The 19047-nt window shown below is 69.3% G+C and carries 16 protein-coding genes; 5 read left to right on the forward strand and 11 right to left on the reverse strand.

The window, feature by feature from the left end:
• Nucleotides 1-4 precede the first annotated feature (4 nt).
• From ND450_RS21095 to ND450_RS21105, 3 genes are read right to left on the reverse strand one after another with little or no spacing between them, the layout of a single operon-like run.
• Nucleotides 5-763, reverse strand: a complete 759-nt coding sequence (locus ND450_RS21095) for an SDR family NAD(P)-dependent oxidoreductase (RefSeq protein ID WP_253327785.1) — start codon at nucleotides 761-763, stop codon at nucleotides 5-7.
• Complete coding sequence (locus ND450_RS21100; RefSeq protein ID WP_253327786.1) at nucleotides 763-1959, reverse strand: acetyl-CoA C-acetyltransferase; 1197 nt, start codon at nucleotides 1957-1959, stop codon at nucleotides 763-765. The genes ND450_RS21095 and ND450_RS21100 overlap by 1 nt, the downstream gene beginning before the upstream one ends.
• Nucleotides 1960-1971: 12 nt before the next feature.
• Nucleotides 1972-3117, reverse strand: coding sequence for an acyl-CoA dehydrogenase family protein (locus ND450_RS21105; protein ID WP_253327787.1), 1146 nt, complete (start codon nucleotides 3115-3117; stop codon nucleotides 1972-1974).
• A gap of 93 nt (nucleotides 3118-3210) precedes the next feature.
• Between ND450_RS21105 and ND450_RS21110 the strand changes: the two genes are divergently transcribed.
• Nucleotides 3211-3834 (forward strand): TetR/AcrR family transcriptional regulator, encoded by a 624-nt coding sequence (locus ND450_RS21110; protein WP_089922986.1) that lies wholly within the window; start codon nucleotides 3211-3213, stop codon nucleotides 3832-3834.
• Here the strand turns inward: ND450_RS21110 and ND450_RS21115 are convergent.
• Together ND450_RS21115 and ND450_RS21120 are read right to left on the reverse strand one after the other, a co-directional pair.
• On the reverse strand, nucleotides 3827-4099 hold the full coding sequence (locus ND450_RS21115) for a GlsB/YeaQ/YmgE family stress response membrane protein (RefSeq protein WP_253327788.1): 273 nt from the start codon (nucleotides 4097-4099) through the stop codon (nucleotides 3827-3829). The genes ND450_RS21110 and ND450_RS21115 overlap by 8 nt on opposite strands.
• A 96-nt stretch (nucleotides 4100-4195) precedes the next feature.
• Complete coding sequence (locus ND450_RS21120) at nucleotides 4196-4975, reverse strand: sporulation protein (protein ID WP_253327789.1); 780 nt, start codon at nucleotides 4973-4975, stop codon at nucleotides 4196-4198.
• 181 nt (nucleotides 4976-5156) lie between these two features.
• Here ND450_RS21120 and ND450_RS21125 point away from each other — a divergent pair, with 181 nt between their 5' ends.
• The 3 genes from ND450_RS21125 (at nucleotide 5157) to secA2 (ending at nucleotide 11774) form a co-directional block, all read left to right on the forward strand.
• Entirely contained in the window at nucleotides 5157-8081 is a 2925-nt protein-coding gene (locus ND450_RS21125; protein WP_253327790.1) for a carboxyl transferase domain-containing protein, read from the forward strand.
• 10 nt (nucleotides 8082-8091) lie between these two features.
• On the forward strand, nucleotides 8092-9393 hold the full coding sequence (locus ND450_RS21130; RefSeq protein WP_253327791.1) for an MFS transporter: 1302 nt from the start codon (nucleotides 8092-8094) through the stop codon (nucleotides 9391-9393).
• Nucleotides 9394-9488: 95 nt separating this feature from the next.
• A complete protein-coding gene (gene secA2 / locus ND450_RS21135) occupies nucleotides 9489-11774 on the forward strand; it encodes an accessory Sec system translocase SecA2 (protein ID WP_253327792.1) in 2286 nt (761 codons plus the stop codon).
• Nucleotides 11775-11777: 3 nt separating this feature from the next.
• Here the strand turns inward: secA2 and ND450_RS21140 are convergent, their stop codons facing one another.
• The 5 genes from ND450_RS21140 to ND450_RS21160 all read right to left on the reverse strand — a co-directional run bounded on the left by ND450_RS21140 (nucleotide 11778) and on the right by ND450_RS21160 (nucleotide 17746).
• Nucleotides 11778-12050 carry a hypothetical protein gene (locus tag ND450_RS21140; protein WP_253327965.1) on the reverse strand — a complete coding sequence of 91 codons (273 nt, stop codon included), beginning with the start codon at nucleotides 12048-12050 and terminating at the stop codon, nucleotides 11778-11780.
• Nucleotides 12051-12093: 43 nt separating this feature from the next.
• Entirely contained in the window at nucleotides 12094-13206 is a 1113-nt protein-coding gene (locus ND450_RS21145; RefSeq protein WP_253327793.1) for an aromatic ring-hydroxylating dioxygenase subunit alpha, read from the reverse strand.
• On the reverse strand, nucleotides 13203-14300 hold the full coding sequence (gene solA / locus ND450_RS21150; RefSeq protein WP_253327794.1) for an N-methyl-L-tryptophan oxidase: 1098 nt from the start codon (nucleotides 14298-14300) through the stop codon (nucleotides 13203-13205). The genes ND450_RS21145 and solA overlap by 4 nt, the downstream gene beginning before the upstream one ends.
• Nucleotides 14297-16663 carry an FAD-dependent oxidoreductase gene (locus ND450_RS21155; protein WP_253327795.1) on the reverse strand — a complete coding sequence of 789 codons (2367 nt, stop codon included), beginning with the start codon at nucleotides 16661-16663 and terminating at the stop codon, nucleotides 14297-14299. The genes solA and ND450_RS21155 overlap by 4 nt, the downstream gene beginning before the upstream one ends.
• A 153-nt stretch (nucleotides 16664-16816) precedes the next feature.
• Entirely contained in the window at nucleotides 16817-17746 is a 930-nt protein-coding gene (locus tag ND450_RS21160) for an NADP-dependent oxidoreductase (RefSeq protein WP_253327796.1), read from the reverse strand.
• 77 nt (nucleotides 17747-17823) lie between these two features.
• Here ND450_RS21160 and ND450_RS21165 point away from each other — a divergent pair, with 77 nt between their 5' ends.
• Nucleotides 17824-18207: a helix-turn-helix domain-containing protein gene (locus tag ND450_RS21165; protein WP_253327797.1), complete on the forward strand. Its 384-nt coding sequence runs from the start codon at nucleotides 17824-17826 to the stop codon at nucleotides 18205-18207.
• Between the two features lie 4 nt (nucleotides 18208-18211).
• Here the strand turns inward: ND450_RS21165 and ND450_RS21170 are convergent, their stop codons facing one another.
• Nucleotides 18212-18982: an IclR family transcriptional regulator gene (locus tag ND450_RS21170; RefSeq protein ID WP_253327798.1), complete on the reverse strand. Its 771-nt coding sequence runs from the start codon at nucleotides 18980-18982 to the stop codon at nucleotides 18212-18214.
• Nucleotides 18983-19047: the final 65 nt, after the last annotated feature.

A 19047-nucleotide genomic window follows, 5' to 3' on the forward strand; every position in this document is an offset into this window, starting at 1 on the left:
GGAGTCAGACGATCACGGCACCACCGTCGACGACGAGCGTCTCGCCGGTAACGTAACCGCCCGCGGGCGAGGCGAGGAACAGAACGGCCGCGGCTAGTTCTTCCGGGTCGCCGATTCGCCCGGATGGCAGAGAGGCCTGCATCTTCTCGAGGTACCCGGGCGGGTACTGGTCGGTCATCTCCGAGGCGAAGAAACCGGGGCAGATCGCGTTGACGCGGATGCCCTTGCGGCCCGTCCACTGCTGCGCCAGGTCCCGCGTCAGGCCGAGCAGACCGGCCTTCGACGCCGAGTACGCGGCCTGGGGGATGCCGCCGGTGACGAGGCCGAGCACGCTGGAGATGTTGATGATCGAGCCGCCGGACGTCATGACCGAGGCCGCGGCCTGCGCCATCCAGTAGGCGCCGTTGAGGTTGACGTCCACGACGCCGCGGAACTCCTCCGGCGTCTCGCGGGACGCAGGCACGGCCGAGGCCACACCCGCGTTGTTCACCAGCACGGCGACGGTGCCGAACTCGGCCGCCGCACGGGCGACCTCGCGGCAGTCCTCCGGCTTCGAGACGTCGGCCTGCACGACCAGGGCGCGCTGCCCGGTGGACTCGACCAGTGCGGCCGTGTCCTTCAGCTTGTCCGCGCGACGGGCCGCGAGCACGACGTCCGCACCGGCTTCGGCGAGACCGCGAGCGAACGCGACGCCGAGGCCCGAGGACGCGCCGGTGACGATCGCGACCTTCCCGTCCAGGCGGAACTTGTCCAGGATTCCCACTACGAAAGCCTTTCCAGGATGATCGCCATGCCCTGGCCGCCACCGACGCACATGGTCTCGAGGCCGAACTGGGCGTCGCGGGCCTGCATGCCGTTGATCAGCGTCGTCATGATCCGGGCGCCGGTCGAGCCGAACGGGTGCCCGAGGGCGATCGCGCCGCCGTGCACGTTCAGCCTGTCGATGTCGATGCCCAGCGCGCGCTGGGAGCCGAGCACCTGCACGGCGAACGCCTCGTTGATCTCGACCAGGTCGATGTCCGAAATGGACAGACCCGCGTGGCCCAGCGCCTGCTTCGTCGCGTCGACCGGGCCGAGGCCCATGATCTCCGGCGAGAGGCCGGAGACGCCCGTGGACACGATGCGCGCCAACGGGGTCAGGCCGAGCTCGCGGGCCCGCACGTCGCTCATGACCACGACCGCGGCCGCGCCGTCGTTCAACGGGCAGCAGTTGCCCGCGGTGACCGTGCCCTCGGGGCGGAAGACGGTCTTCAGCTGGGAGACCGCCTCGTAGGTCACGCCGGCGCGCGGGCCGTCGTCCGTGGAGACCACGGTGCCGTCGGCCAGGGTGATCGGCGTGATCTCGCGGGCGAAGAACCCGTCCGCGATCGCCTTCTCCGCGAGGTTCTGCGACCGCACGCCGAACTCGTCCTGGTCGTGCCGCGAGATTCCGAGCTGCGTCGCGACGTTCTCGGCCGTCTGGCCCATCGCGATGTAGTAGTCGGGCAGCTTGCCGTCCAGGCGCGGGTCGGTCCACGGCGCGTTGGACGCGGCCGTGTCCAGGGTCCGCTGCTGGGCCTCGTCGAACAACGGGTTGAACGACGGCGTGCCGGAGTGCATGTACCGCGACACGCACTCGACACCGGCCGAGACGAACGCGGTGCCCTCCCCCGCCTTGATGGCGTGGAAGGCCATCCGCGCGGTCTGCACCGAGGAGGCGCAGAACCGGTTGACGGTCGTGCCGGGCAGGCCGTCGTGGCCGAGCTGCACGGCGACGCGGCGCGCGATGTTCTGGCCGTGCTCGTCCTGCGGCTCGGCGCACCCGAGGTGCAGGTCGGTGATCTCGGACGCCGGGATGTCGCCCAGCGCGGCCGAGATCACCTGCCCGGCCAGGTCGTCCGGCCGCATCGACGCGAGAGAACCCTTGCGGGCACGGCCGATCGGCGACCGGGCGGTGGAGACGATGACTGCTTCCGGCATGTCGTTCTCCTCCTACAGGCCCAGGTCGCGGCCGATGAGTTCCTTCATGATCTCGTTGGAGCCCGCCCAGATCTTCGTGACGCGGGCGTCCATCCACGCGCGGGCGACGCGGTACTCGGTCATGTAGCCGTAGCCGCCGTGCAGCTGCACGCAGGCGTCGATGACCTCGTTCTCGATGTCGGCGCTCCAGTACTTCGCCTGCGCCGCCTCGACCGGGCTCAGCTCGCCGCGGACGTGCTGCATCGTCAGCGTGTCGACGAACGCCTGCGTGACGTCGAGCTTGGTGCGCAGCTCCGACAGCAGGAACTTGTTGTGCTGGAACTTGCCGATCGACTGCCCGAACGCCTTGCGCTCCTTCACGTACTCGAGCGTCTCGTCGAAGATGCCCTGCGCGTGCGCGAGGTTCGAGATGGCGGCGCCGATCCGTTCCTGCGGCAGGCGCTCCATCATGTAGATGAAGCCCTGGCCCTCCTCGCCGATCAGGTTCGCGGCGGGCAGGCGCACGTCGGAGAAGAACAGCTCCGCGGTGTCGGACGGGTGCTGGCCGACCTTGTCGAGCTTGCGGCCGCGCTCGAAGCCCGCCATGCCGGTCTCGACGGCGAACAGCGAGATGCCGCGGGAGCCCTTCGACGGGTCGGTGCGGGCCGCGACGACGATCATGTCGGCGGTGAAGCCGTTGGTGATGAACGTCTTGGAGCCGTTGAGGATCCAGTCGTCACCGTCGCGCACGGCGTTGGTCTTCAGCGCCGCGAGGTCGGAGCCGCCGGACGGCTCGGTCATCGCGATGCCGGTCTTGATCTCGCCGGTGCACATGCCGGGCAGCCAGCGCTGCTTCTGCTCCTCGGTGCACAGGTCGACGAGGTAGGGCGCCACGACGTCGCCGTGGATGCCGATCGAGGACGCCACCGCGGCGTTGACCCGGCACAGCTCCTCGGCGAAGACGGTGTTGAAGCGGTAGTCGTTCGCGCCGCTGCCGCCGTACTCCTCCGGGATCTCGAGACCGAGCAGGCCCTGGCGTCCGGCCTCCAGCCACACGTCCCGGTCGATCACCCGCTGCTCGATGAACTTCTCGACGTTCGGGGTGATCGTGCGCTCGACGAACGCCTTCGCCGACTCCCGGAACGCGGCGTGATCCTCGTTGAACAGCGTCCGCTGCACCACTGACCTCCATACTAAGCGGTTGCTTAGAGCTAAGCGCACGCTTAGCGTGCAGTACGATCCATCACCTGTCAACACGCTAGGAGCCGCCCGATGACGACGACCGGACTGGACGGGTTCGCGCTGCTCGACGAGACGTGGCGCACGGTCACCCCCGAGGCCGCCCGCCGGATGCTCATCGCGGCCGTCCAGGCGTTCGCGGACAAGGGGTACCACGCCACGACCACGCGGGACATCGCCTCACGGGCCGGGATGTCGCCCGCGGCCGTGTACATCCACTACAGGTCCAAAGAGGAGCTTCTGTTCAACATCTCGCTCGTCGGCCACGAGACGTCGCTCGCGCTGCTGTCGAGCATCGAGGGGCAGGACGCGGTGGAGCGACTGAAGAACGCCGTGGCGGCGTTCGCGGGATGGCACGCGGAGTTCCACACGACGGCGCGGGTGGTGCAGTACGAGCTCGGCGCCCTCTCGCCCGAACACCACGAGCAGGTGGCGGGGCTGCGCCGGCAGATCGAGCAGCGGATGCGGTCCTACATCGCGGACGGCGTGCGCGAAGGCGTGTTCGACGTCCCCGACCTCAAGGGCGCGACCCTGGCCGTGCTGTCGCTGTGCATAGACGTCGCGCGCTGGTACCAGCCCGAGGGCAAGCGCACCCCGGACGAGATCGGCGCCATGTACGCCGACCTCGTCCTGAGGATGGTCCGCCCGGCTAGCTGACCGACTTGCGGCCGTACACACCGGCCACGACCGACACGCCGACCGCGGCGACCACGATCTGGACGATCAGCTCGATCCAGTCGATGCCGGGCGTGTCCTCCACGCCGAGCAGCCGCGCGATCCACGTGCCGATGAACGCGGCCACGATGCCGACGATGATCGTCAGCCAGATCGGGATGCTCTGCTTGCCCGGCGCGAACAGCCGGCCGAGCACGCCCAGGATCAGGCCGATGACGAGCGCACCGATGATGCTGCCGATGCCCATGCCGCCTCCTCCGCGATGATTTCGGATCTTGGCCGAGATCATCCCTTCAGCGGACAGAACACGCAGCGCGAGGCGTAACGCCATCGACCGTTCGGGTTACCAGCGGCTGCCGGAGACCTGCGCCATCCACTGGTTGATCGTCGCGGTCCAGTCCGTGCCGACGGCCTGCTGGTGCGAGACGGCGAAGCGGCCGTAGGCGTCACCACCGGCGCGGAGCAGGCCGGCGCGCTTGTCGGCCTCGAGGATCACGTGCAGTTCGTGCGGCGTCGTGACGAACGTCAGCTCGACCTGCTTGAGGCGGCCGGAGAACTGCGGCGGCGGGTAGAACTCGATCTCCTGGTAGAACGGCAGCTGCTGCGGGACGCCGTAGATGCGGCCCTTCTCGTTGTCCGCCTTGGTGAAGCGGAAACCCATCTGCCCGAACGCCTGGAGCACGGCGTCCTGCGACGGCAGCGGGTGCACCCAGATCGGGTCGAGGTCGCCGGGGTCGACGGCGCCGCGGACCTCGAGCTCGGTGCGCAGGCCGAGCTGCATGCCGTGCAGCTGCCCGCCGCCCACGACGTTGATCGGGCACTCGAACGGCACCGGGACCTGGAACGGCAGCGAGATGTTCTGGTGCGGCTGGGCGAGGATCCGCTGGCCCACGGAGAACTTGTGGAACTCCATGTTGGTGTTGTACTCGTTGTCGCCGCTCTCGACCTCGACGCGGGTGAGCAGCGCGAGCGTGACGTGGTCGATCTCGGCCGGGTGGTCGCCGCCCGCGATGCGCACCTCGCCGGACAGCACCTCGCCGGGCCGGACGTTCGGGTTCGTCAGCACCGTGTCGACCGTCGGCCCGCCGACACCGAACGCGCGCATCATCCTCTTGAACACCACTGCGGCCTCCTGAAAGCCCTTCGCATGTTTGCGGGGAGTCTGCCAACTGGATCGCCCATTCGCGGCGAAGTGTTCCGTTGACGCCTCAGCACCACGATCGGTTCCGTATGGACTTCCGTTCACTTCAGATGGCAACATGCGACCGCCGTCACATACTAAGCGGTCGCTCAGGAGGTAACCCGTGCTGCTCGTCGCCAACCGGGGTGAGGTCGCCGTCCGCGTGCTGCGCGCGGCCGCTGACCTGGGAATTCGCACCGTGGCGGTGTACGCGGAGGACGACGCCTCGTCGCTGCACGTGACCCTGGCGGACCGGGCCGTGGCGCTGCGCGGGCCCACTCCGTACCTCGACGTGGACCAGCTGCTGGATGCCGCCGAGGGGTGCGTCGCGGTGCATCCGGGGTGGGGGTTCCTGTCGGAGAACGCGGCTTTCGCCCGGGCGTGTTCCGACCGCGGGCTGACGTTCGTGGGGCCGTCCGCTGACGTTCTGGAACTGCTCGGTGACAAGCGGCGAGCACGGGAACTGGCGGCGTCACTGGGGATTCCGGTGCTGGACGCCCCGCCCGGCACGTTCCCGGTGATGGTGAAGGCGGTCTCCGGCGGTGGCGGCAAGGGCATGCGGGCGGTGTTCGAGCCTGCCGAACTCGACGGCGCCGTCGCCGCGTGCCGGGCGGAGGCGCTGGCGGCCTTCGGGAACGACGACGTCTACTTCGAACGGCTGATGCCCTCCGCCCGGCACGTCGAGGTGCAGCTCGTCGACACCTCGGTGATCGGTGACCGCGACTGCTCGGTGCAGCTGCGGCACCAGAAGCTCGTGGAGATCGCGCCCGCTCCCCTGCTGGACCCGGTGCTGCGCAAGGCGTTGCACTCGGCGGCGGTGTCGATCGCCTCGGCCGTCGGGTTCACCGGGGTCGGCACGGTCGAGTTCCTGGTGTCCGGGGACTCGTTCGCGTTCCTCGAGGTGAACCCGCGGCTGCAGGTCGAGCACACGGTGACCGAGATGGTGTCCGGAGTGGACCTCGTGCGCACCCAGCTGCTGCTCGCCTGGGGCGGTGACGTGGACTTCACGCCCCACGACCGCGGTGCGGCCGTGCAGGTGCGGGTCAACCAGACCTCCGGGGGCGTTCTGGGGGCGTTCGCGCTGCCGTCCGGCCCTGGCGTGCGGGTCGACACGCACGGATACGTCGGCTATCGCGTCGGGACGCGGTACGACGGGCTGCTCGCGAAGCTCGTGGTGCACGGCGAGGACCTGGACGTCGCCCTGAACCGGGCGCGGCGGGCCTTGGGCGAGTTCCGGATCGAGGGCGTTCCGACGAACCTGGAGTTCCTGCGGGGACTTCTGGCGCGGGACGTCGTCGGCGCGACGACCGACTTCGTGGTCGAGGAGCCCGTCACGGGCATGCGGGCGCCACTGGCCGGCACGGTGGTCGAGGTGTCCGCGGACGCCGTGGTGCTGGAAGCGATGAAGATGCAGCACGTCGTCCGGGTGTCCGGCGAGGTGCTGGTGTCGGTGGGTGACACCGTGTCCGAAGGCCAGGTGCTGGCCTCCGGCGTCGGTGAGTCCACTGAGGACGTTGCCGAGATCGACCCCTCTTTCGTGCGCCCGGACCTCGACGAGGTGCTGGCGCGGCACGACTTCTCCCGCCCGGAAGCCGAAGCGAAACGGCACGCCCGGGGTGGGCGGACCGCGCGGGAGAACATCGCCGACCTGTGTTCGGAGTTCGTCGAGTACGGCGGCCTCGCGATCGCCGCGCAACGGCAGCGCAGGTCGCTTCCGGACCTGATCGAGCGCACGCCCGCGGACGGGCTGGTGGCGGGCGTCGGCGTGGTCAACGGTTCACGGGTCGTGGCGATGTCCTACGACTACGCCGTGCTCGCGGGCACCCAGGGCATGCGCAACCACCAGAAGAAGGACCGGCTCTTCGCGTTGGCGCAGCAGGAGAACCTGCCGGTGGTGCTGTTCGCCGAGGGTGGCGGTGGACGTCCGGGCGACACCGACCACAGCATGGTCAGCGGCCTCGACTGCGGCTCGTTCCACGCGTTCGCCCAGCTCAGCGGTCAGGTGCCGTTGATCGGCGTGGTCGCCGGCCGGTGCTTCGCGGGCAACGCGGTGCTGCTCGGCACGTGCGACGTGATCATCGCGGTGGAGGGCGCGAACATCGGCATGGGCGGCCCGGCGATGATCGAGGGCGGCGGGCTCGGCGTGTTCCGGCCGGAGGAGATCGGGCCGCTGGACGTGCAGGTGCCCAACGGCGTCGTGGACGTCGTGGTCGAGTCCGAAGAAGAAGCGGTGGCCGTCGCGAAGAAGTACCTCTCGTACTTCCAAGGCACTACGGCTGAATGGGCTTGTGACGACCAGCGCCTGCTCCGCCACGCCGTCCCCGAGAACCGCCTCCGCGCCTACGACGTCCGCGCCGTCATCGACACCCTCGCCGACACCGGCAGCGTGCTCGAACTCCGTGCGGGCTTCGGCAAGGCCGTCGTCACCGCGCTCGTCCGCGTCGAGGGCCGTCCCATCGCGATCATCGCCAACGACCCGATGGTGAACGGCGGCGCCATCGACGCCGACGCCGCCGACAAGTGCGCCCGCTTCCTCCAGCTCGCCGACGCGTTCGACCTGCCGGTCGTCTCCCTGACCGACACCCCGGGGTTCATGGTCGGCCCGGACGCCGAACGCACCGCCACCGTCCGGCACCTCACCCGCATGGTCGTGACGGGCGCCAACCTGACCGTCCCCTTCGGACTCGTCGTGCTGCGCAAGGCCTACGGCCTCGGCGCCCAGGCCATGGCGGGCGGCAGCCTCAAGGTGCCGAGGTTCGCGATCTCCTGGCCCACCGGGGAGTTCGGCCCGATGGGACTCGAAGGCGCCATCAAACTCGGCTTCAGGAAAGAACTCGACGCCATCGAGGACCCGGACGAGCGGAAGACGCGGTACGACCAGATGGTCGCGATGGCCTACGAGCACGGCAAAGCCCTCAACGTCGCCTCGGTCTTCGAGATCGACGACGTGATCGACCCGGCCGACACGCGCCGCTGGATCGCCACGGCGCTGGCCCCCTCGACTTCCCGTCCCCAAGGGAAGAAACGCCCGTTCATCGACACGTGGTGAAGGAGAATCCGTGGTCAGCGTCGCCCCTGCGGAACAGAAGACCTCACGCCGGCTGATGGCAGCCGGACTCGTCGGTTCGAGTCTTGAGTGGTACGACTTCTTCATCTACGCGACTGCCGCGGCACTGGTGTTCCCCAAGCTGTTCTTCCCCGAGGCCACACCGGTCGTGGCCCTGCTCCTGTCCTTCAGCACGTTCTGGGCGGGCTTCATCGCGCGCCCGCTCGGCGGCCTGGTGTTCGGGCACGTCGGTGACAGGGTCGGCCGCAAACCGGCCCTCGTCATCTGCCTCGCGCTGATGGCCGGGGCCACGTTCCTCATCGGCCTGCTGCCCACGACGGCGTCCATCGGCGTCGGCGCTCCGCTGCTGCTGGTCCTGCTGCGCTTCCTGCAGGGCATCGCGGTCGGCGGGCAGTGGGGCGGTGTGGTCCTGCTGCTGACCGAGTCGGCGGGCCCGCGCAAACGCGGTTTCGCGGGCACGTTCGGCCAGGCCGGCGTCCCGATCGGCGTGCTGCTGGGCAACGTCGCCTTCATCAGTGCCACGACGTCTCTCTCGCCGGAGGCCTTCGCCTCGTGGGGCTGGCGCGTGCCGTTCCTCGCTTCGGCACTCCTGTTCCCCGTGGTGCTGTTCATCCAGCTGAAGGTCGAGGACAGCCCGGTCTTCAAGGAACTGCAGCAGCGCCGTGCGGACGCTCCGGCTGTGAAGCACGCACCGCTGAAGGAGGCTCTCCGCACGCACCGCAAGCCGATCCTGCTCGGCGCGGGCCTGATGTTCGCCTCGAACGCGATCTTCTACGTGTCGATCGCCGGTGTGCTCTCCTACGCGACCACCACGCTCGGCCTCTCTCGCGAGTCCGTGCTGGTCGTGAGCCTGCTGTCCTCTCTCGTGAGCGTCCCGGTGATCCTCTACGCCGGTGCGCTGAGCGACCGGCTGGGACGGCGTCCGCTGATCATCGCGGGCACGGTCGGCCTGATCGCGTGGGCGTTCCCGTACTTCCTGCTCGTGGACACGGGCTCGCTGCTGTTGCTGTTCGTCGCGAACACGGTCGGAGGCGTCGCGTCCTCTCTCGTGTACGGGCCGATCGCCGCGTACCTGGGTGAACTGTTCGCGCCGCACGTCCGGTACTCGGGCGCCTCTCTCGCCTACCAGCTGGCATCGATCCTGGTCAGCGGTGGCACACCGTTCGTGATGACCGCACTGCTGGGCGCGACCGGCACGTCGATGTCCGTATCGGCGTTCCTGCTGGTCATGGGCTTGTGCACGCTGGTGTCGGTGCTGAAGCTGCCGGAGACGCACCAGCCGGAACGGGCCTGATCAGCGACTGTGAAGGCCCGACATAACGATCAAATCGGGCCTTCACAGTCAAGACCTCTGCGGAACCTGGAGCCGATGCCGTACGTTGGCGCGTCGTGACCACTCTCATGGCGCGCTTCAAGCAGCGGATGCGCAGGTTCGCGCAGAAACCGGGCTCGGTCGACCTCGCCCCGTTCCAGGCAATGCTCAAGGACGTGGAGAAACACGCTGACGCGTTCAAGGCGTTCAGCGACGAGGAGCTGACCGCCCACGCGAAGAAGCTGCGCGAGGAGAGCACGGACACCGAGCTCGTCGCGCTCACGCGGGAGGCCGCCGAGCGCGCCATCGGGCAGCGGCCGTTCGACGTGCAGGTGCTGGGCGCCCTGGGCATGCTGAGCGGGCTCGTGGTCGAGATGGCGACCGGTGAGGGCAAGACGCTCGCCGGCGCGATGGCCGCGGCCGGGTTCGCGATCAAGGGCAAGCGCGTCCACGTGGTCAGCGTCAACGACTACCTGGCCCAGCGCGACGCGGAGTGGATGGGGCCGCTCTACCGGCTGCTCGGGGTCGAGGTGGGCTGGATCAACGGCTCGTCGAAGGCCGAGGAGCGCCGCGAGGCCTACCAGCGCGAGGTCACGTACGCGCCGGTCAGCGAGATCGGGTTCGACATCCTGCGCGACCGGATCGTCACGAGCCCCGACGACATCATCGTGCCCGAGCCCGAGGTGGCGCTGATCGACGAGGCCGACTCGGTGCTCGTCGACGAGGCGCGCGTGCCGCTCGTGCTCGCCGGCTCGACCAGCGCGGAGGCGGCCGACCCCGTCATCGCCGACCTGGTCAAGCGGCTGCGGCAGGAGCTGCACTACGAGATCGACGACGAGGAGCGCAACGTCTTCCTCACGGGTGCGGGGTCGGAGGCCGTCGAGCGGGCGCTCGGCGAGATCGACCTGTACTCGCAGGAGCACGTGACGTCCACGCTGTCGAAGGTCAACGTGGCGCTGCACGCGCAGGTGCTGCTGCACCGCGACGTCGACTACATCGTGCGTGACGGCAAGGTGCACCTGATCAACGACACGCGTGGCCGCGTCGCGAAGCTCCAGCGGTGGCCGGACGGCCTGCAGGCCGCGGTCGAAGCCAAGGAGAACGTCCAGACGACCGAGTCGGGCGAGATCCTGGACTCGATGACGGTGCAGGCGCTGCTGTCGCGCTACCCGACGCGCTGCGGCATGACCGGTACCGCCGTCGCCGTCGCGGAGACGCTGCGGGAGTTCTACGAGCTCGAGGTGCTCGTGATCCCGCCGAACAAGGAGAACATCCGCGAGGACGAGCACTTCCGCCTCTACGCGACGCTGGAGCAGAAGGAAGACGCGATCGTCGAGGAGATCAAGAAGGTCCACGAGACGGGCCGTCCGATCCTCGTCGGCACGCTCGACGTCGCCGAGTCCGAGCGGATCTCCTCGAAGCTGCGCGCCGCGGACATCGAGTGCGTGGTGCTCAACGCGAAGAACGACGCCGAGGAGGCGTCGATCATCGCCGACGCCGGCTCGTACCGGCGCATCACGGTCTCCACGCAGATGGCCGGTCGCGGTACGGACATCCGCCTCGGTGGTCACGAGGGCGAGGACCACGACCGGATCGCCGAGCTGGGCGGCCTGTACGTGATCGGCTCCGGCCGCCACTCGTCCTCACGCCTGGACGACCAGCTGCGCGGCCGCGCGGGCCGTCAGGGCGACCCCGGCGGCTCGGTGTTCTTCTCGTCCATGCAGGACGACCTGATCACCCAGTACGCGCCGGACGCCGAAGACCCGTCCGAAGTGGACAACGACGGACGGGTGCACGACAAGGGCCTGCTGCACACCTTCGAGCACGCCCAGCGCGTGGCGGAGGGCGTGAACCTCGAGATCCACCGCAACACGTGGCGTTACAACAAGCTGATCGAGCACCAGCGCGAGATCCTGCTCAAGCACCGCGACGTGGTGCTGCGCACGGACGCCGCGTTCGAGAAGGTCGGTGAGAAGGAGGGCGCTCCCGACGAGGTGGCCGCCGACGCCGCCCGCAAGATCACGCTGTTCTTCCTCGACGACCTGTGGACGCACCACCTCACTTTCCTGTCGGACCTGCGCGAGGGCATCCACCTGCGTGCGCTGGCCCGGCAGAACCCGCTCGACGAGTTCCACCGCGAGGCCATCCCGGCGTTCAACAAGATCGTGCCGGAGTCGTGGGAGCTGACCAGGGAGAAGTACGAGGCGGCCAAGATCACCGACGAGGGCTACGACCTCGCCGATGCCGGGGTGAAGCGCCCCAGCTCGACGTGGACGTACCTCGTGCACGACAACCCGTTCGGCTCCGGCTTGGAGGAGACGATGAAGGGTCTCGTGAAGATGGTCCGCGGCCAGCGGCGCTGACGGTCAGATCTTCCCGGGGACGACGAGGTCGTCCGCCGGTCTGGCGGGCCGGGGCAGCGTCTCGGCCCGTCTGGCGTTCCCGGTCACCGCCGCCGCGGTCATCTCGTCGGTCAGCTTCCTGATCTCCGCGAGTATGTCCAGGTGCTCCTGCGACGGCGGCGGTCCCACGAAGTTGGACCTGTTGTGCGCCGTCCGTTCCGCCCGCTCGGCCAGCAGCCTGATGCGGCGGAGGAGATCGGGCTCCCCTTGGGGGAGCAAGAAGTCGGTCTGCTCCATCACCCGTGCCAGCTTTCGCGTGCACGGGTGACGAGTCGATCCCCTAGTCGGCTGATTCCAGTTTGCGGACCAGCCACGCGTGGAATCCGCCGATGTGGTGCTCCGAGGGCACCAGCACCCCTCCCTGCGCGTAGGCGCGGGACGCCATGGCGGGCTGGCATCGCTCGCAGGCTTCGAAGTCCTGTTCGTTCACCCGGTGGAACAGCTCGACCGAGCGAGAGACGTCACGCCCGGTGTCCACGACTTCCTTGGCGTAGAGCCAATCGCACTCGACGACCGTCCGGTCCGCGGCCAGCGGGTACATGCGGTGGATGATCACGTGGTCCGGCACGAGGTTGATGAACACCTGCGGTTTGACGGTGATCGCGTAGTACTTCCTGTCGCGTTCCTCTTCCAGGGCGGAGAGCTTCTCGAATCCCTCGCTCCCGTCGACGGTGAAGCCCCTGATCTCATCACCGAACTCCGCGCCGTGCCCGACGTAGTACTGCGCCGCGTAGCCGTCCGCGAACTCCGGCAGCACCTCGGTGAGCTCGGGGTGGATGGTCGCGCAGTGGTAGCACTCCATGAAGTTCTCGATGATGAGCTTCCAGTTGGCCTTGACGTCGTAGACGATCCGTTTGCCCACGGACAACTGGTCGATCTCGTAGCCGTCCAGGGCGTCGAGCGTTCCCAAACGTTCGGTGACGGCGCTCAGCACGTCGTCCTCGAAGGTCGGAGGTTCGTCGGCGAGGTTCACCCACACGTAGCCGAGCCATTCGCGCAAGTGCACCTTCGTCAGTCCGTACGCAACGCGATCAACGTCCGGCATCGAGGTGAGGTTGGGTGCGGCGATCAGGTTTCCGTCCAACGCGTACGTCCAGGCGTGGTAAGGGCACTGGAACGCCCGTTTGACGCTGCCGGCCTCGTCGACGCAGATGCGCGCGCCGCGGTGCCGGCACACGTTCAGGAACGCGTTGAGGGCGCCCTTGCGGTCCCGGGCGATGAGCACGCTCTCCCTCCCGACCTGCACCGTGCGGAAGTCGCCGGCGTTCGGGAGGTCGCCCGAGCGGACCGCGCAGAACCACATCTTCTCGAAGATGCTCGCCTGTTCCTGCGCGAAGATCGCGGGATCGGTGTAGTAGCGGCCCTCAAGGGTGGAGATCAGGCTGCCGGTCATGCTCCGCCTCTCAGACGAGCAGGGTCGAACAGGGCGATCGGGTGCCGCGTGGCCCCGTCGATCGTGAGGTCGGCGAGGATCTCGCCGACGACGGGCACGAACTTGAAGCCGTGCCCCGAGAAGCCGCACGCCACGGTCACGCCGCCCTCGCGCGCGATGACGAAGTGCCGGTCCGCGGTGTTGGTGTAGAGGCAGGTCGCGGCGCGCTGGAACGTTCCCGCCACACCGGGCATCGGTGGCCCGGTGGCGTTCGCCATCGCCTCGACCTCGTGGGCGTGCACGGTGCGGTCGACGGTGTCGGCCGTGCAGGGCTGACCGCCGTGGTGGAACGCGACCTTCACGGCGCCGTCGATCTCGGGGAAGCCGTAGAACCGCGTGCCGTCCGCGCGGTCCCAGATGTAGACCGGGTGGTCGCGGAGGTCCTCGCGCGGGGTGAAGTAGAACTGGACGGCACGTTCGATCTCAAACGGGATTCCCAGGTGTCCCAGCAACTCCGGCGCCCACGGTCCCGGGCACACGACGACGTGCCCGGCCTCGTAGGTTCCGCGGGTCGTCATGACCCTGCCCGGCTCCCAGTGCGTCACCGGTTCTTCGAAGCGCAGTTCGGCGCCTGCCCGCTCGGCGAGCGCGAGATGCGCCCGCACGGCGTTCTCCGGCACCACGTACCCCGCGCCCTCCTCGTGGAGCGCGATCTCGTCCGGCGCGGGGTTCAGCCGCGGGAAGCGGGCGCGGATCTCGTTCGCGTCCAGCAGTTCGTGCCGGATCCCCCACTGCTCGGCGCTGGCCCGGCTGCCCCTGATCGCCTCGGAGTCCGGCGCGCCGACGATGACGCCGCCGACGCGGTGGAAGATCCGTTCGCCGCTGTCCCGCTCGACCTGGTCCCACATCTCGTGCGCCCGGAGCAGCAACGGCACGTACGCCGGGTCCTCGAAGTAGGCCTGCCGCGTGATGCGCGACCCGCCGTGGCTCGACCCCCGCGCGTGCACGGGCGTGAACTTCTCGAGTCCGAGCACGCGCAGACCGCGTTCGGCGAGGCGGTAGGCGGCGGCGCTGCCCATGCCGCCGAGCCCGATCACGATGACGTCGTGGGTCATCCGCGGAGTCGCTTCATCTCGGGGTCGAAGAGCGGCTCCGCCGCTGGGCGCGCGGTGACCTTCCGCCCGAAGTACTCGATCTCCACCTCGTCGTCGATCTCGCTGGGCAGCCAGGCGTACGCGATGTTGAGGCCCGTGGTGTACCCGTAGGCGGCGCTCGTCACGTACCCGACCGGTTCGCCTTGGTGAAACACGGGTTCACTGCCCAGCACGACGCTGTGCGGGTCGTCGATCGTCAGGCAGGTGAGCTTCTTGGTCGAGGTGAGGTTGTGCAGCGACCCCTTGCCGAGGAACTCCTTGTCCTGCCGCACCGCGAACCCCAGGCCCGCCTCGAACGGGTCGTGCTCCGCGGTCATGTCCGTGCCCCACGACCGGTAGCCCTTCTCCAGGCGCAGGCTGGTGAACGCGCCGCGCCCGGCCGCGATGACACCGTGCCGCCGCCCGGCCTCCCACAGCGTGTCCCACAGCTTCGCGCCCAGGTCCGCGGTGGTGTAGAGCTCCCAGCCGAGTTCGCCCACATAGGACAGTCGCAGCGCGGTCACCGGGACGTTCTTGATGAACGCCCGTTGCGCGGTGAAGTACCCCTTCTGCGTGTCCATGGTGTGCGGGAGGTCGTTGATCAGGTCGCGGGCGAGAGGACCCCACAGGCCGATGCAGCACGTGCCGGCCGTGATGTCCTTGATGAACACGTCGGCGGGAGCGTGCCGGGTGAGCCAGTCGAGGTCGAGGTTGCCGTTCGCGCCGACCTGGAACGTCGTGGCGTCGAGGCGCGCGACCGTGAGGTCGCTGCGCACCCCGCCCTGCTCGTCGAGCAGCAGCGTGTAGACGACCGCGCCCGGCTTGCGCTGGAGGTTGTTGGTCGTCATGTGCTGCAGGAACTCCAGCGCGCCCGGCCCGCTGACCTCGAGCCGCTTCAACGGGGTCATGTCGAACAACGCGACCCGCTTGCGCGTCACGAGCGCCTCGGCCCCGCAGATGGGCGACCAGTACCGGCTCGCCCACTCGTCGCGGTGCGGGACCTCGGCGACCTCGGGCAACCCGGCGTTGGCCTCGTACCAGTGCGGCCGCTCCCAGCCGGACGCCTCCAGGAAGAACGCGCCGAGCTCCTGCTGCCTGGTGTAGAACGGGCTCGTGCGGAGCGGACGCGGGCTTTCCATGGGCTGCAACGGGTGCAGCAGGTCGTAGACCTCGACGAAGTTCTGGCAGCTGCGTTCCAGCACGTAGTCCGGCGCGAGCTGCACCTGCTCGAACCGGTTGAGGTCGCTCGAGTGCAGGTCCAGCTCCGGCTGCCCGTCGACGATCCACTCGGCCACCGAGCGCGCCACGCCCGCGGAGTGCGTGATCCACACGGCCTCCGCGACCCAGAACCCGCGCAGCCCCGGGTGCTCGCCCAGCAACGGCATCCCGTCACTGGTGAACGAGAACAGCCCGTTGAACCCGCTCGCGACCCCGGCCTCCGCGAGCGCCGGGACCAGTTCGACCGCCGACTCCCAGGACGACTTGAAGTCCTCCTCGGTGAACGGCAACTCCGAGCCGGTGATGTCCTTCGCCGCGATCGGCATGGGCTTGTGCCCGTACGCGCCGATGCCGAGCGCCTGGCCGTGCGAGCGGAAGTACAGGTCGGCTTCCTGGTGCCGCAGGATCGGCCGGCGTGCCAACGCGTCCGCGTCGACGTCCAGGTCGCCGCTGAACGCGTACTGGTGCGCCATGGGCACGAGCGGCACGGTCAGCCCGACCATCTCGCCCAGCACCGGCCCCCACATCCCGGCGCACGAGACGACGACGTCGGCCGCGAACACGTCCGTCTCGGTCCGCACCCCGGTCACGCGGTCATCACTGGTCTCGACCGCGACGACCTTCTGCCCGAACACGAACCGCGCACCGCGTTCGGCCGCCCGCCGCGCCTGGACCTCGGCCGCCAGCACCGGCTTCGCAAGCCCGTCGCTCGGGATGAGGAACCCGCCGAGCAGCTGCTCCCGGTCCAGCAACGGGTGCAGGCGCGCGACCTCGTCCGCGTCGACCAACCGGCTCTCGACGCCCCACGACGTGGCCCAGCCGTGCCGGCGGGAGAGGTCCGCGAGCCTTTCGGGGGTGGTCGCGATCTCGAGGCCGCCGACCTGGTCGAAGCAGCCGAGCGCCGTGTACTTCTCGACGGTGTAGCGGGCGAACTGCGTCATGCTGCGGCACGGGTTGGTCTGGAAGACCAGGCCGGGGGCGTGCGAGCTGGATCCCCCGACCGCGAGACCGGCTGCCTGGTCGAGGACCGTGACGTCGGTGAAGCCCCGTTCGGTGAGCTCGTCGGCCAGCGCGCACCCGACGATCCCCGCCCCCACGAGCACCACGCGAGGCACTGCACCAGGCATCAGGACACCCTTCGCCGCAGTTGCGAGTAACAGAACTCGTTCCGCTATCAGCAACAAAATCCGGCTAGAGGGTCCGGCTGTCAATACCGCCGTTCGCGCGATCGTGGCTTGCCGGTCCGCGAAACCGGGCAAAAGGGCAGGTTCACCGCGCGCTCAGACGGTGAGGACGAGCTTGCCCCGGAGATGGCCACCGTCGAGCACCCGATGTGCGTCGGCGACGCGGTCGAACGGGAACGTCTGCTGCACGTGAACGCGGAGCTCGCCCTTCTCGACGAGGTCGACGAGACCGCGCAGCGCCACCGGATCGGGGTCGACCGCGACACCGCTGAAGCGCATCCCGGCCGCCTCGTACCGGGTGATGAGGTCCGGGTCGTCCTCGGCGGTCGCCGTCACCAGGTGGCCGCCGGGACGGAGCACCGCGAGCGAGCGTTCGACGGTCTCACCGCCGATCGTGTCGAGGACGACGTCGACGTCGCGAACCACCTCGGCGAAGTCGACCGCCGTGTGGTCGACCACCTCGTCGGGCCCGAACCCCTCGACGAACTCCCGTTTGCCCCTGCTCGCGGTCGTGATCACGTATGCGCCCAGGGCCTTCGCGATCTGGATCGCGACGTGGCCGACCCCGCCACCCCCGCCGTGGACCAGCACCCGATCACCCTCACCGACACCGGCGAGGTCGACGAGCCCCTGCCACGCCGTCAAACCGACGACCGGCAAAGCCGCCGCCTCGACGTGCGAGAGCGACGCGGGCTTGCGCACGAGGTGCAACGCCGGCGCCGCGACGAACTCGGCGTACGCGTTCGCCGCGCGCGGGAACAGCGGCATCCCGAAGACCTCGTCGCCGGGCCTGAACCGCCACGTCTGCGGCGCGTCCTCGACCACGCCGCTGACGTCCCAGCCGAGGACGAACGGCGGCCGGCCGATCAGCGGGAACTCCCCGGCCCGCAGCCGTGCCTCCAGCGGGTTCAGGCCGATGGCCCGGACGCGGACGAGGACCTCGGTCGGCAGTGGGCGGGGCTCGGGCGCGTCCACGACGGTGAGCACCTCGGGACCGCCGAGCGCGTGCTGGGTGATGACTCGCATGACTCTCCTTGGCTGTGGAGCGAGAACGAACCCCAAGCTAGGAATCCGACAGGAACCCGCGAGTACCCTTCGAGGTCATGAGCGGGTTCGGCCCTGACGTGCCCTTCCTCGCCGACTGCCCGGCACGCCTGACGGTCGAGTTGATCGCCGACAAGTGGGCGGTCGTCGTGCTCTCCGGTCTCAGCCGGGGCCCGGTGCGCCACGGCGAGCTGGTCGAGCTGATCGGCGGCATCTCCCGCAAGGTGCTCACCCAGACGTTGCGCAGGCTGGTGACGCACGGCCTCATCCGCCGCCACGCCTACGCCGAGGCACCGCCCCGCGTCGAGTACGAGCTCACGCCGCTGGGGGCGTCGCTCATCGACCCGATCAGAGCGCTGTCGGACTGGGCGAGGGCCAACGGCGACGCGGTGCTGGAAGCGCTCGGCGGCGACCACCCCGAACCGGTCGCCGACGAGCGCTGAGCCGCTACCCCGCGAAGTAGCCGAGCTGCGCCGACAGGTCCGCGGCCGCCGACGACATCGTCGGCACGATCTCCCGCACCCGCTCCCGGGACAGCCGGTACGACGGCCCGGACGCGCTCATCGCCGCCACGACCTCGCCGCGGTGCCCGCGCACCGGCACGGCCACCGCGTGCAGCCCGAGTTCGAGCTCCTCGAAGCACGCCGCGTACCCCTTCGACGCGACCTCCTCCAGCTCCGACAGCAGCCGTGCGGACTCCACGACCGTGTTCTCGGTGTAGGCGTCGAGCGGCATCGACACGAGTCGCGCGCGCTCGTCCTGCGGCAGGTACGCGAGCAGGACTTTGCCGGACGAGGTGGCGTGCAGGGGTGTGCGCTGGCCGATCCAGTTCACGGCGGAGACGGCCGCCGAGCCGCGGGCCTGCGTGATGTTGATGGCGACTCCAGCGTCGTGCACGGCGATGTTCACGGTCTCGCCGAACGAGTCCGCGAGGGTCTGGCAGACGGGCTGGCCGAGTTTCGTGAGGTCCATGCGGCCGGTGGCGGCGCCGGCGAGGCGGACGACCCCGAAGCCGATGGCGTACTTGCCCCTCTCGCCGAGCTGCTCGACCAGGCCGCGCGACTCCAGGACGGAGACGAGTCTGGACACCGTGGACTTGTGCACGCCCAGCTCACCGGCGATCTCGGTGATGCCCGCCTCGCCCTGGGCGAGGAGTTCGAGCACGCTGATGGCCCTGTCGACGGACTGCACCTGAGCTGCCGAGTCGGAGTTGCTCATCGCGCAACAGTAATCGACAGGCAAAACAGGCTGTCGGACTCTTGACGGCGGGTCGTCCGGGCCTC

This window comes from Lentzea sp. HUAS12 (assembly GCF_024125735.1).
In the GTDB taxonomy this organism is placed as follows: domain Bacteria; phylum Actinomycetota; class Actinomycetes; order Mycobacteriales; family Pseudonocardiaceae; genus Lentzea; species Lentzea albida.